This window comes from Psychrobacter sp. K31L (assembly GCF_017942195.1).
GTDB lineage: Bacteria > Pseudomonadota > Gammaproteobacteria > Pseudomonadales > Moraxellaceae > Psychrobacter > Psychrobacter glaciei.
The window spans coordinates 357,650-372,217 of record NZ_JAGKSC010000004.1; the positions used below are offsets into that span (position 1 = coordinate 357,650).

Below are 14,568 nucleotides of genomic sequence, written 5' to 3' on the forward strand. Positions count from 1 at the left end.
TTATGCCTCCTTGCCGTTTGCTACTGGTAGGGTCGCTGCCAGTTCGGTTGTCGGTTGAGCGCTCTTATTGTCTGGTTGTGTCGACTGGCTCGCTTGGGCATCAACGCTATCAAGCGTTTTACCATTCTGTTCACGTAGCAAATCTAGGTAAGGCTTATAACCTTGCTCACCTAACCAAAACTGAATCATGTTGCTCACACCGCGACTGGTTAGCGTCGCACCGCTGATACCATCAACCCAGTTATCTTTTGGATTGCCTGCTTTGGTCACACCCGTTGCCACGTCACCGTTTTCGTCATATGAATGGATACCAGTCCACATCGCGCGCCATTTTGGCTCTTCGATGCGAGCGCCAAGACCTGGGGTTTCTTTATGCTCATAAAAGCTGATACCTTTGATAGTATTCATGTCGCTTTCGAGCGTTAAGAAACCATAAATCGTACCCCATAGGCCATAGCCTTGAATCGGCAGTACAACCATCTCAGGCTTACCCGCGTCATCGTTTTTGACATAGACTTTGGCGTATTTGGGCTTACGACCAATACTGGCTGGATCGTTATCACCTAGGTCATCGCTTAGTGCTTTGTTTTTGGTGGCTTGACTGGCGTCATAAGCGTTACGATCAGGGATGCCTGCCGCTTTTAGTGCGGCGTCATCTACATAATTGCCTTTATTCAAATCAATGATTTTTACTTCAAAATCTTTGAATCGCTCAGCAACGTCGTCAGCAGTATCAGATTCAGCATCGTACATATCGGCTGCGACTAAAATGTTTTTGTTGCGGTCTAAGCGCGCATTTTCAACTTGCGCTGGTTTTAGACCCACCGCGACTGCTGAGACCAATACGGAACACACCAAACATAGCGTCAACGCTACGCTGATGGTTTTCGCGTTGTTACTTTTGGGCTTGGACATAGCGAACCCTCCGAGCGGTTTGGCGTTTGATGTTTGCTTGAGTCACAAAATAATCAAACAATGGAGCAAATAAGTTGGCAAATAGAATGGCCAGCATGATGCCTTCTGGGAAAGCTGGGTTGATGACACGAATCAATACCGTCATAAAACCAATCAAAATACCATAAGCCCAGCGGCCTTTATTGGTATGCGCAGCTGAGACAGGATCGGTCGCCATAAAGACTGCACCGAATGCAAAGCCACCAATGACTAGATGCCAGTAAAAAGGCAAGCTCATCATCATATTGTCTTTAGAGCCAATCATATTGAATACAAGAGACGTAGCAATCAGACCGACTACACAACCTGCCATGATGCGCCATGAGGCAATACGCGTCCATAGTAGAACTGCGGCACCCATTAGGATAGCGAGCGTCGATACTTCACCGATACTGCCTTGCATGTTGCCTAAGAACGCATCACTCCAAGTGATTGCATTACCATAGACATCGACGAAATCCTGAGGTACTACACCAAGTGCCGCTAGGCCAAGTGGTGTCGCTCCTGAGAAGCCATCAACCGCCGTCCATACTGAGTCGCCTGACATGTAAGCAGGATACGCAAAGTATAGGAACGCACGACCCGATAGGGCAGGGTTAAGGAAGTTTTTGCCCGTACCACCGAAGACTTCTTTTGCCACGACCACACCAAAGATAATACCTAGGGCTACTTGCCATAAAGGAATATCTGGTGGTAGACATAGTGCAAATAGTACCGAGGTCACAAAGAAGCCTTCATTGACTTCATGGCCACGTACTACGGCAAAGATAATCTCACAGAGAATACCAACACCAAAGGTCACAAGGTAGATTGGCAAAAACTGCATCGCGCCATAGACAAAACTTGCCCAGATACTGTCTGGGTTATAGCCTGCCATGCTGGTAATGATGGTACGCCAGCCTTCAGGTTGTAAGCCAAGCTGAGTGATAGCCGTTAGTGCTTGATGACCGATGTTGTACATACCCCAAAACATTGCTGGGAAAGTACATAGCCATACGGTAATCATAATGCGTTTTAGATCAATACCGTCGCGCACGTGTGAGGACGCGTATGCCGTTGAGCTTGGTTGACGCAAAAAAGTATCAAACATCTCAAAGATGGCATAGTATTTTTCATGTTTGCCACCTTTGGTGAAAGACGGCTCCATACGATCGAACATATTGTGTAAAAATTTCATCGTGGTTAGCCCTCCAGTTCAATGCGCGTCAAGTTATCACGCAAAATATCACCGAATTCATATTTGCCAGGAGAAACGAAGGTGCATAATGCTAAATCTTCTTCGTCCAATTCAAGTACGCCCAAGTCTACTGCCGTGATAATGTCTTCAACGATTAACGCGCGCAATAGTTGCGTTGGCAGATAATCTTGTGGCATGACCTCTTCGTAAACCCCGATAGGCACCATCGCTCGCGGTGATCCGTTACTCGTGGTGGTAAAGTTATACTTTTTGCCACCAAAAAACTGCGAAATATAGATAGGCAGTTTTGAGAAACGGTTTGCACCTGGACTAAAGAAGTGAAATGCTGGACGCTCATGACCTTCAGGTAAAACGCTGATCTGGTCATGGAAACGACCAACATAAGCACTATTCGAAAATGACTGGCGACCTGATAGCACTGAACCTGAAATAATACGGTTCTCGCCATCGATCAGCTGACCTTTCGTCAAGGCTGTGATATCAGCACCACGTTCGGTTGTGATTAGGTGCGGATTTTTGACCGCAGGGCCTGCTAAGCTAAGCATACGACGTGTATATAAGCGACCAGTGGTAAATAATTTACCAATCGCAATCACGTCTTGATAGCCAATCGTCCAGACGCTCACGCCGCGCATAATTGGATGCAAGAAGTGAATGTGCGTGCCAGCCAGACCTGCTGGATGTTTGCCAGCAAAGCTATGATACTCAGTGACATTATTAGCCGCGGTTTTCGCAACTGGCGTCAACTGGGCATCACCATGATGGCAGACGAAGGTCTTTGGGCTGAGCGTCGATAGTACCGCAAGTCCATCATTGAATGCTTGCAGTTGCTCATTAATCAGCAGCATCGGGTCAAACGCTAATGGATTGGTATCCATAGCGGTGACAAAGATGGCATGCGGACGAGCACCGATTTCGGGAGCGCGGCTATAGGGACGCGTACGAAACGCCGTCCATTCGCCAGAGGCGAGCAGTTGGGTTTCAACGGTTTCTGAGTCTAGGTCAGCCAGTTGCTGGGAGTCATAGCGCTGAAAGTCTATTTCCTCACCATTGGGATCGACCGCAATGACAAGACTCTCGAACACACGACGCTCACCGCGTTTGATCGCGATAACTTTACCCGCAGCAGGTGCCGTATAGATAACGCCAACCCGTTTTTTATCTTCAAAAACGGGCTGACCTTTTGCTACGGTGTCACCTTCTTTGACATTCATTGTGGGCTTCATACCCACATAATCATAGCCAACGAGTGCCACATGGGCAGGTCTGTGCTCAGATATCTCGCGGGAGGGTTCACCAGTGATGGGCAAATCCAAACCTTTTTTGATGGTAATCATAAGCGAAAACTTAGTCCATAGTCTAAAACGATACCAGACGTCCTGTTTGGTATATCGGTAGCATGAACATCTGCGTCATTTAATAAAGCTCTCATGTATCTCTTCCCATAGCAAGGCGAAGACAAAGTGCTCAAATATAACGCTTGATCATAACTACTAGTAAGAGTATTAACGCTGACCTTAGACTCCTTAACAACACGTTAATGTCTTATTCGAATTACCAAAGTGGCGACTGGCTACCAAGGTGTATGGCAAAATCATCCAATCAAAGTCTATTGTCAAAGCTGGTTGCTAAAAGCAATTGCTTTAAAAAAGACAGTTTTGCCATACGATTTATTAAAATCTTAAAATTTGTACATCCAGAGTGATGGGCTTAGAAACAAGAGTGAATCAAATAAATAACCGATGAATGCAAAGTATCATTCAAGCGAGATAGTCATTTAGAGCGTAATGGCGCAGATCAATCTATCGCAGATTGCCTGTTTAGAGTTCTAATATCATCCGTTCAACAATATATCAGCCAATTATCTACAAACACATTTGGCTGTTGTTCGATTCATCCTGACCGCCATGCTGCATTGGCTCACTTATGAGTGAATAAAAATGCACAGTACATGGTTGCTATCACTTAGAAACAAATACAAATTTACCTAGGATTATACGCTAAATTGACCTAAAATTGCCAGTTAGTAATTGAATTTACCTAATGTTGCTAGTACCTTCGAGTGCTCAAACTTATGGTTATGGTTGTCGATATTTTTATTTATTCATACTACACGATCATAAAGTTTTTGAGATAATCATGAGTCGATTTCGAGAGCCAATATCTATCAGATCATTTTTTGAATGCGGCTTGCTTATCACTGTTTAGCTGATTTATTGTTTTACTTTGCCGTTTATTCTTATTTTTTAATATTACGTTTTATAAGGAATGCTATATGTGTGCTGTCCCTGTCATTATCCCCGCTATTGATTTAAAAGATGGTAAATGTGTGCGCTTAAAACAAGGCCGTATGGAAGATGATACGGTGTTTTCAGATGACCCTGTCGCTGTAGCAGCACGTTGGGTAAATGAGGGCGCGCGCCGGTTACATCTGGTAGATTTGAACGGCGCATTTGATGGGGTGCCAGTACATAAGCAAGTCGTCAACGACATCGCCAAAGCTTTTCCGCAGCTGCCTATTCAATTGGGCGGCGGTGTGCGTAATATGAACACAATTGAGCAGTACATCACTGCCGGACTGACCTATATTATTATTGGCACCAAAGCGGTTGAAGATCCTGATTTTGTGACCGAGGCTTGCCGCGAGTTTGCTGGACATATTATCGTAGGTATCGATGCCAAAGACGGCATGGTTGCGACTCATGGCTGGGCCAATGTGACAGACACCAAGGCCACCGAGCTTGCCAAACGCTTTGCCGATGTGGGCGTGTCTTCAATCGTTTATACTGATATTGCCCGTGACGGCATGATGCAAGGTGTCAACGTCGAGCAGACAGTCAATTTGGCGCGCGAAGGTGGCTTGCCAGTGATTGCTTCGGGCGGCGTGACCAATATGCAAGATATCGAATTGCTTAAGCCTTATGGTGATTGTATTGAAGGCATTATTACTGGCCGCGCTATCTATGAAGGCACGTTGGACTTAGCGGAAGCACAACGTTATTTAGACAGTTAATTGATTTAGACAATTAATGGGTTTAAATGGTTAATAATGGGCTATATTCATTTTTAGCCCATTTAGTCTCTCCCATTAAGTTCTTCACGTTCAGATTGAGGACACTCGCTAGTTTTTAATCGTAATATTACCCAGCAAAAACACTGAGCAAAGGATGCTTATGGCCGCTTATCTTGACCGCCTAATGACACGCAAGTTTTTAACGGTATGGGGTCAGCTGCTGTTAATACTAAGCCTCGTTTTTACTTTACCCGCTTATGCTGCTGGTGAAGATATAGCCAGTGTCACGACGGCCTTGGGTATAGAGAGTACGCTAGAAGAAGTGCCTAATCCTGTTGCCACAGAAGGCGAGACCTCTGTAGAAGCCGACTCACAAAGTTTGCCACCTCCTGCCGATCCACCTGTGATTAGTGGCGAGAGTACCAACAATGCTCAAATCGAAACCACACCTACCCCTCTAAAAGACAATGACATTCGTCAACGTATCAACGGTATTTTTTCTGAAATAGAAGGGCTGCAGGCGGTCAGTGTCAGCGTTACTCAAGGCGTTGTGACGTTAGCAGGAGAAACTCCCAACGAAAAAAAGGCGCAACAAGCCATTAATTTGACCAACCGTTTGACGGATGTGGTCACCGTCGAGGACAATATCAATCGAACGCTGGATGTTCAGGATAATGTCACGACGGTTTATCAAGGTCTTAAAGCGCAAGTTAAAAACCTAGTTAAAGCCGTGCCCTTACTGTTGGTCGGTATTGTTATCTTTGGCTTGGTCACATGGTTTGGTAGTTGGTTTTCGAATCGAAAAAAAATGTGGCAACGGCTCACGCCCAATCCTTTCGTCGCTGAACTGTTGGCACAAACCGTCAAAGTAATCTTTATTATTTTTGGTTTGATTTTAGCGCTGAGCTTGATAGGGGCAGAGACGATATTAGGCACGTTACTTGGCGGTGCTGGAGTCATCGGTATCGCAGTTGGTTTTGCAGTCAAAGATACCATTGAAAACTATATTGCCTCTTTGATGCTGAGTATTCGTCAACCGTTTCGCGCTCGTGATCAGATTGTCATCAACGGGCAAGAAGGCATTGTGGTGCGTTTGACCTCACGCGCGACGATTTTGATGACGTTAGATGGCAATCAGCTACGTATCCCAAATGCGGAAGTCTTTAAAGGCACTATTTTAAATTACACTAAAAACCCTGAACGGCGCTTTACCTTTGAGTTGGGTGTCGATGCCAATGACGACCCACTTGCAGCCATTAAAGTTGGTATCGATGCGATATGTCAGCTGGATTTTGTCTTAAATGAACCCAAAGCCATTGCGGTCATTACCAATGTTGGCGACTCCAATATTATTCTAGAGTTTCAGATCTGGGTGGATCAATCAGAAACTGATTTTGCCAAAGCACGCAGTATTGCCATACGCGAAACCAAGCACGCCTTAGAAAACGAAGGATTTAGTCTCCCTGAGCCTATCTATCGTCTACGCTTTAATGATGAGTTAGAAAAAGCCTTGGAACATCTGCAAGGCAATAACCGCTCTAACCCAGCTAATGGGACTAATGCTGATATGACAATTACACCGACGACACCAGAATCTATAGATATCAATAAAGTCGATAATAGCAGTGCTGATGACAAAGACAAAAAACAAGCCAAAGCCCGCGCTAAATATATCCTACAAGGACGTAATGCTGAAGAGGTGTTGAGTGCCCGTCCTGACGAAAAGTTAATGGAAAAAGTCGAACAAGAAATTGCTGAAAGTTCAGATGAGACTGATTTATTGAGTAATAATAGTCCGCAAGAGTAAATATCTAAGCAACCTCAAAACTAGGCATAAAAAATGCAGTGAAACGTATAAGACAGTTATCATATAAAATATACGAGACATTTTTATGCAAATGAAGCATCTGATTATATTCGCCCTAGCTGGTATTATTCTCTTAATTGGTTTCAATATGTTTAACAGCAATCGCCACGAGAGTCGGATAGCGGCGGCGACCAGTAGTACCACCATATCGCCGGATACTACTACCAGCTCTGAAGATACCGTGAACACCAACACCGATATCGCAAGCCAGCCTCTTGGTAAGCAGCCTAAAGCCATTCTCGATAATGCCACTGCCCAAATAGAGCAAGCAGAGCAGGTCAATCAAGAGCGCGTAGAGCAGATGAGTGCTGCGCAGTAGTTGACCAGTTATCACTTATTCATCGCGCACAAAAAAAGGCTAAAGATAAACTTTAGCCTTTTTTATTACGTTCAGTTTTTATTAAGAGTTAGCTTTTTTTGCTTGCGCCTTTATTGTTTCGGCTACTGCTTTTTCTAGCGGGGCTCTTCTTTGGCTGATCTTTTTTCGTTTGATTCATCTCGCTAGATTGCAATTTCGCTTTAAGATCAAAGTCGATTTGTAGCAGATCCATATTGACCCCAGCTACTTTTACTTTGACCAAATCGCCCAAGCCAAATAACGTACCTTTATCTTTACCAATGAGTTGCTGTTGCTGCTCATCATAGACAAAGAAGTCATCGCCGACATTAGAGATATGAACCAAGCCATCGATATATAGGTCGGTTAAGGTCACAAATAAACCGAAGCTAGTAACCGTCGTCACCACACCGTCGAACTCTTCACCGACGTGATCTTTCATATAATGACACTTGAGCCAAGACTCTACGTAGCGTGATGCTTTCTCAGCACGGCGTTCAGTATCTGAAGTCTGTGTGCCAGCACCTTCTAAAGAGAAGTCCATTACTGGCTGCTGACTTTTAGTCACTTTTGCTTTAATCGCGCGATGCAGCATGAGGTCAGGATAACGGCGAATCGGCGAGGTAAAGTGGCTATACTCGTCATAAGCCAAACCAAAGTGACCAATATTGTCAGGCGAATAATTCGCTTGCATCATTGAGCGCAATAGCATGCTGTGGATACTAATCGCATCGGGTCTCTCTTTGGTGGCTTCGATAATCCGCTGATAATCCGCTTGCGTCGGGTTTTCTTCTGGGAAGCTTAAACCAAAGTTTTTCGCATATTCATGGACACGTAACGATTTTTCGCCATCAGGTTTATCATGGTTACGATATAAGACCGGTAGCTCATTTTTTAGCGCAAAATTGGCAGCACAGGTATTGGCGAGCAGCATACACTCTTCAATAAGCTTATGTGCATCACCACGAGTACGCGGCAAGATGGCTGCGATACCACCTTTTTCATTGAACTTGATATAAGTTTCAACCGTCTCAAACTCCATTGCATGACGCTCTTCACGCTTTTGCAGCAGTAGCTCATACAATTGATGCAGAGTATCGACAGATTTTTTGACTGCTTTATTGCCTGTTAATGAATCAGGGATACTAGGATCTTTTGGATCCTCAAGATAAGCATTCACTTGATTATAAGTCAAGCGCGCTTGTGAATGTATCACCCCAGGATAAAAATCATAACCGGTGACCTTGCCTGCGCGAGATATCTTGATATCAGCAACCATACATAGACGATCAAGGTCTGGGTTCAATGAGCATAGACCGTTAGACAGTACTTCAGGAAGCATCGGGATCACGCGATGTGGGAAATATACTGACGTCCCACGCTCATAAGCATCTTGATCAAGTGGCGAATTTGGGGTGACGTAATGACTCACATCAGCAATCGCTACCAAGACACGGTAGTTACCACCAGAGCGCTTTTCAGCGAATACGGCATCATCAAAGTCACGCGCATCTTCACCATCGATAGTAATGAGGGGCAAATCACGCAAGTCCGTACGACCTTTTATATCTTTTTCAGTCGGCTCTTTATAGTCATTGGCCTGTTTAAGCGTCGCTTCACTAAAATCAGACGGAATGTCGTAGTTGAGCAGGGTAGTCTCAATAATCAATTCACGATCATTATCGTCAGACAGCACTTCAGTGATTTTACCAGTGGCAAACTCATGCTGATTTGGCCAGTCGATAATATCTACTTTGACTGGTGCGCCTTGCTTAACTTCGAGAGCTTGCACATTCTCTTCAGTCACTGTAATCGGTTGATGGTTATTGGGACTGCCAAGCTCGACACAGTAGCCATCTTCATCACGCGCAAGCGTACCGATGAAATTGTTTTGACGACGTTCGACGACATCGACGATACGCCCTTCGGTACGACCACGGTTATCCGTTGAGGTACCAACCGCTTCAACGGTATCGCCATTAAAGACCCAGCGCATTTGTTTTTCATGCAAGAATAGGTCAGGCATGTCGCTTAGTAACACGAAACCAAAGCCCTTTGGATGCGCGGATACTGTACCCGTTACGATATCTTGCTTGGTCACTGTGCGGTAGCGATAAGGACGACCTTCGCGGTTTACTTGTCCATCGCGTGCCATTGCTTTTAGACGATTGCCTAAAGCGTCAAACTGATCAGGATCATCAATATTAAAGGCTTTTGCCAATTGTTGATGCGTGACTTCGCCATGCTCATTAATCGTGCCGAGTATCAGCTCACGACTAGGAATGGGATTATCATATTTTTTTGCCTCACTTGAGGCGTTTGGATCGTTCCAACTCATAAATTACCGTATCTATTTTTAAAATTATTAATAATGGCTATCTTAACACGAACGACATGGCAATATCTTGCGTCAATTGTCTTAAGTGTATTCGGTAGCAGGAAGTTGTCATCTTTAATCGGCAACAACTATCAAAAAATCAAATGTCGATATCGACTGTACCTGATTTATTGGTTATTTTTTTACTGTCTATCTCTTTCGATACTTCTAATACTGTCGTTTGATTAGACTTATCCAAATATTTTTGTGCTTTATCGACTTCAGTGGTCAAGGTATTGACCGTCTGCTTCATATTTTCTAGCGCTTCAATTTTGTAATTACTGATCATATCCATCGTATCATAGACATTATTAAAGGCATTTTGTAGTTTATCAAGCTCAATAGTGCTACTGGTTGCTTGCTCATGAATTTCACCAGACTGGCGTTTGAGCATGGCTGAGGTTGACTCAATTAAGCTGCTTGTCGTTTTGTTTAAAGCAGTAATTTGATCAAGTACTAGTTTTTGATTGGTCATCGCTTGTGCAACGACGACAGCCGTCCGTAGCGCAGATACGGTGGTTGTGGTTGCCCGATCTACACCTTTAATCAACTCTAGATTGTTTCTACGAATGGTATCAAGCGCCAGATAACCTTGGACATTAACCGCCAACTGGGTTAAAAAGTCCGTATTTTTTTGACGGACATAAAACAGCATTTCTTCTTTAATAATACGAGCTTTTTCAGGATCAGTTGCCTCTATGGCATATACTTTTTGCTCTAATTGCTCATCGATTTTTTTGCCGACGTAGACATACTGGCGAATAGATTGCATCAATTCCCACATATTGACTTTTTCTTGCTCAATCATTGCATTGTCTTTGAGCAGTTCATCTTTACCATTATAGAGGCTGGTAACAACCGCATTGATATGCGATTGCGCCGATTCATATTGGCGGAAGTAATCTTGTACTTTATTGCCAAATGGAATGAGACCAAACAGCTTGCGCGAGCTGGTCAGCTCTTTTTTGCTCGGATCCAAATCTTCGACGATACCGCGTAACTCAGTCAATGATTTTGCAATAGGGGAGTTATCGAACAAGCTGTCATTGAGGCTTTTCGCAGGCAACGCTAACATACGATTGGATATTTGTGCTGATTCGCGGATTTCTTTATTGCCTAAATTATGAATAGATTGCACGTTTTGTTGAAACTCAGCGCTACGTACAGAGTTATTCAGTACATGATCAACGAACGCATCGACCTTGGCATCAAGTTCTGGGATTTGGTTTTCATCCAACTTGACCATCTGATCAGCTTCACTTTTTTGTATTTCTTTGACCGGTTCAGGTGGTGTTAGAGAGATACTTGGCGTAGAGGCGTTTTCGGGTGGGGTCAATTCTTGCATGAAGTTTCCTATAATATCTGAGAGAGGCAGTGTTTTTTGCCAACAACGTTAATAGTCGTGGTACACGGTATCTTTATACATTTAATAATTTTTATTTGCACAAGGTTTCTTGCATAGGAAGAAATGGATATACAACAGACCTTTAGACTAACTTGTAATTAAAAGACTGAGAAGACAGATTTTGTAAATCACGGTCAGTTTAATATATCTATGGAACCGTTCATGACACTATTATTTGTAAGGTTAAATAATAAAAAACCACCAATATCCCGCAGCATATTGATGGTTAAGATTATAAATATCTACGTCGACTTACAACTATGTCAACTCACAGCCACCACTAACAGTCATCTAACGAATAGATTACTTTTTCTTAGTTGGTCCAAGCAGCATACCCATTTGACGACCTTCCATCTTAGGGTACTGCTCGACGTTTGAGATATCAGCAGTATCTTCAATGATACGATCAAGTTGTTTGCGACCAATATCTTGGTGCGCCATTTCACGTCCGCGGAAACGGATGCTAATTTTAACTTTGTCTTGATCTTCCAAGAAGCTAACGATTTTTCTCAGTTTAACCTGATAATCGGCCTCTTCGGTACTTGGACGTAGCTTCATCTCTTTGAGCTGAGTCTGCTTTTGGTTTTTCTTAGCTTCTTTTGCCTTTTGCTTTTGATCATAGAGGAAATGCTTATAATCCATGATTTTACATACTGGCGGCTTAGCTTCAGGAACCAATTCAACCAAATCTAGACTGTCTTCACGTGCCGCTTTCATCGCGGTGTCGATATCGACCACGCCCATTTGTTCACCGTCTTCTTTGACCAGACGGACTTCTTTGGCACTGATATCTTCGTTGATGTTCAAACGGTTGGACTGTTTAATAGGTATTACTCCTCATCTGTTTTTGGGTTCTGTCGGCCTTTCTCAGCGACAGCTGTCTGTACTAATGCAATAAATTCAGAAACACTCATCACGCCAAGGTTTTCACCTTCGCGAGTACGGACATTAACACTGCCCGATTCGACTTCTTTATCCCCTAATACTAGCATATAGGGAATACGTTCTAATGTTTTCTCTCGTATCTTAAATCCAATCTTTTCGTTACGCAAGTCACTAATGGCGCGCAAACCTGCATTTTTTAGTTCACTGACGACGTTTTCACAAGCTTCGCCTTGTTTATCGGTGATATTCATGACCACAACTTGCTGCGGTGCCAACCATACTGGCATCCAACCCGCATAGTTTTCAATCAAGATACCGATAAAACGCTCGAACGAACCCAAGATTGCACGGTGTAGCATAATAGGTACTTCGCGCTCATTTTGCTCGTTAACGAATTCCGCATCGAGACGCTCTGGCATATTCGGATCAACCTGAATGGTACCGCACTGCCACACGCGACCTAACGAGTCTTTTAGACTGAATTCAATCTTTGGACCATAAAACGCGCCTTCACCTGGCAGATAATCCCAATCAAGCCCTGAATTATCAAGTGCATCGGCCAAAGCTTTTTCTGCAAAGTCCCAAGACTCATCGCTACCGACGCGTTTTTCAGGACGTGTCGAGAGTTTCATAATAATGTTATCGAAGCCGAAATCTTCATAGACTGCAAGCGTTAGCTTAATGAAATCAGCGACTTCTTGCTGAATCTGCGCTTGCGTACAGAAGATATGCGCGTCATCTTGGGTAAAACCACGAACACGCATCAAACCATGCAATGAGCCTGAAGGCTCGTTGCGGTGACATGAGCCAAACTCTGCCATACGTAAAGGCAAGTCACGGTAAGACTTTAGACCTTGATTAAAGACTTGTACGTGGCAAGGGCAGTTCATCGGTTTTACCGCATAATCACGGTTTTCACTTGAGGTTGTAAACATATTGGTTGCATAGTTGCCCCAATGTCCAGAACGCTCCCACAAGCTACGATCAACAATTTGTGGCGTTTTGATTTCTTCATAGCCATTATCGTATTGTACTTTGCGCATATATTGCTCAAGTACTTGATAGATCGTCCAGCCATTGGCATGCCAGAACACCATGCCGGGTGCTTGCTCTTGCATATGAAACAAATTAAGCGCTTTACCAATCTTACGATGGTCACGTTTTTCAGCTTCTTCAATACGCTGGATATACGCTTTTAGATCTTTCTTATCCGCCCATGCTGTACCATAGATACGTTGCAGCTGCTCATTCTTAGCATCACCGCGCCAATAAGCACCAGACATTTTCGTCAATTTAAATACTTTCAAGAATCGCGTGTTTGGCACATGCGGGCCACGGCACATATCGACGTATTCTTGATGATGATATAGACCGAAAGCTTCTTCACCGGGCATATCATTAATCAGCTTGAGCTTATAGTCTTCGCCGCGCTCTTCAAAAATCTCAATCACTTCAGCACGTGGCGTTATCTTCTTTATGACGTCATAGTCCTGCTTTATCAACTGCACCATGCGTTTTTCTATGGCTTCCATATTCTCAGGTGTGAATGGCGTCTCACTATAGATGTCATAATAAAAACCATCCTCAATCACCGGACCGATGACCATTTTTACATCAGGATAGAGCTGCTTGACTGCGTGCCCTAATAGATGGGCCGCCGAATGACGAATGATATCGACACCGTCGTCGTCTTTTGGGGTAACGATTTCCACCTTGGCATCACGGGTGATTGGATCAGAGGCATCAACCAACTGACCATCTACACGTCCCGCAACCGTCGCTTTGGCAAGTCCTGCACCAATACTTTGCGCCACTTCCATGACAGTCGTGTTGCCTTCAAACTGTTTTACGCTACCATCGGGTAAAGTAATCGCTACCATAATCTATTCACCTTTTTGCGTCCGTTGGCAGTGATGATTGCAACAATCAATCATGTAACCGTAAGACTGCGTCAATTATATCCAACCACTGTGATATGTTGTAAGAGATAGGCATTACTTAAAAGCGCAGACATATAATCGCGTCACGATAATAGAAAACAAGCCGCCTTCTATATTAAGGTTAAGCAGAACTGCTCTTAAGCAATGTTATAAAAGCGGCTATTATAGCAAAAACCGTCTATAAACACTAGATAGCAAGGGATTAGGTCAGCTTCTATATATAGGTGCGCTGTGATCAATATCAAGAGTGATGAATATAGGGGTGATCCGTAGCTACAGATGGACTGTATATTTCATAGCGTAATAAAATGATTCACAGTTTTTGAGGGGCAGACTGAGCTTGTTTATAAGTAGGGTGAGCTTATTTATAATAGATAGGAGCTAAACGCCAAAGACTATGTTTAGAATCTAACTTCAACTTTTAATAATTTGTAGCTAAATAATTGAAATATATAAAGTATTATAAGTATCGCAAAATTAATTTAAAAACCTTCAGTAAAATGGTTGACACGAGATTTAAAGCGTCTATAATACGCCCTCATCAAGACGAGCTGGAAGTAACTAGTGTGTAGATTACACATTAATAACCCAG

10 protein-coding genes are annotated in these 14,568 nt (G+C 43.5%); 3 read left to right on the plus strand and 7 right to left on the minus strand.

Annotated features, from left to right (window positions below):
- Genes J5X94_RS09165 through J5X94_RS09175 form a run of 3 tightly spaced genes read right to left on the minus strand, consistent with a single transcriptional unit; the run spans position 1 to position 3,489 of the window.
- Positions 1-915 carry a Na(+)-translocating NADH-quinone reductase subunit C gene (locus tag J5X94_RS09165; RefSeq protein ID WP_010197302.1) on the minus strand — a complete coding sequence of 305 codons (915 nt, stop codon included), beginning with the start codon at positions 913-915 and terminating at the stop codon, positions 1-3.
- Positions 896-2,131: an NADH:ubiquinone reductase (Na(+)-transporting) subunit B gene (locus J5X94_RS09170; RefSeq protein WP_010197303.1), complete on the minus strand. Its 1,236-nt coding sequence runs from the start codon at positions 2,129-2,131 to the stop codon at positions 896-898. The genes J5X94_RS09165 and J5X94_RS09170 overlap by 20 nt, the downstream gene beginning before the upstream one ends.
- Positions 2,132-2,136: 5 nt before the next feature.
- On the minus strand, positions 2,137-3,489 hold the full coding sequence (locus J5X94_RS09175; RefSeq protein WP_210541036.1) for a Na(+)-translocating NADH-quinone reductase subunit A: 1,353 nt from the start codon (positions 3,487-3,489) through the stop codon (positions 2,137-2,139).
- Positions 3,490-4,427: 938 nt separating this feature from the next.
- Between J5X94_RS09175 and hisA the strand changes: the two genes are divergently transcribed.
- From hisA to J5X94_RS09190, 3 genes are all read left to right on the plus strand, one after another.
- On the plus strand, positions 4,428-5,165 hold the full coding sequence (gene hisA, locus J5X94_RS09180; RefSeq protein ID WP_010197307.1) for a 1-(5-phosphoribosyl)-5-[(5-phosphoribosylamino)methylideneamino]imidazole-4-carboxamide isomerase: 738 nt from the start codon (positions 4,428-4,430) through the stop codon (positions 5,163-5,165).
- A 160-nt stretch (positions 5,166-5,325) separates the two neighbouring features.
- Positions 5,326-6,972 (plus strand): mechanosensitive ion channel family protein, encoded by a 1,647-nt coding sequence (locus tag J5X94_RS09185; RefSeq protein ID WP_210541037.1) that lies wholly within the window; start codon positions 5,326-5,328, stop codon positions 6,970-6,972.
- An 85-nt stretch (positions 6,973-7,057) separates the two neighbouring features.
- Positions 7,058-7,351: a hypothetical protein gene (locus J5X94_RS09190; RefSeq protein WP_210541038.1), complete on the plus strand. Its 294-nt coding sequence runs from the start codon at positions 7,058-7,060 to the stop codon at positions 7,349-7,351.
- An 88-nt stretch (positions 7,352-7,439) separates the two neighbouring features.
- Here the strand turns inward: J5X94_RS09190 and rnr are convergent, their stop codons facing one another.
- From rnr to thrS, 4 genes are all read right to left on the minus strand, one after another.
- Positions 7,440-9,707: a ribonuclease R gene (gene rnr / locus J5X94_RS09195; RefSeq protein WP_210541039.1), complete on the minus strand. Its 2,268-nt coding sequence runs from the start codon at positions 9,705-9,707 to the stop codon at positions 7,440-7,442.
- 139 nt (positions 9,708-9,846) lie between these two features.
- Positions 9,847-11,091: a toxic anion resistance protein gene (locus tag J5X94_RS09200; protein ID WP_010197321.1), complete on the minus strand. Its 1,245-nt coding sequence runs from the start codon at positions 11,089-11,091 to the stop codon at positions 9,847-9,849.
- A 363-nt stretch (positions 11,092-11,454) separates the two neighbouring features.
- Positions 11,455-11,958, minus strand: coding sequence for a translation initiation factor IF-3 (gene infC / locus J5X94_RS09205; protein ID WP_010197324.1), 504 nt, complete (start codon positions 11,956-11,958; stop codon positions 11,455-11,457).
- Between the two features lie 23 nt (positions 11,959-11,981).
- Complete coding sequence (gene thrS / locus J5X94_RS09210) at positions 11,982-13,916, minus strand: threonine--tRNA ligase (protein ID WP_210541040.1); 1,935 nt, start codon at positions 13,914-13,916, stop codon at positions 11,982-11,984.
- Positions 13,917-14,568 lie beyond the last annotated feature (652 nt).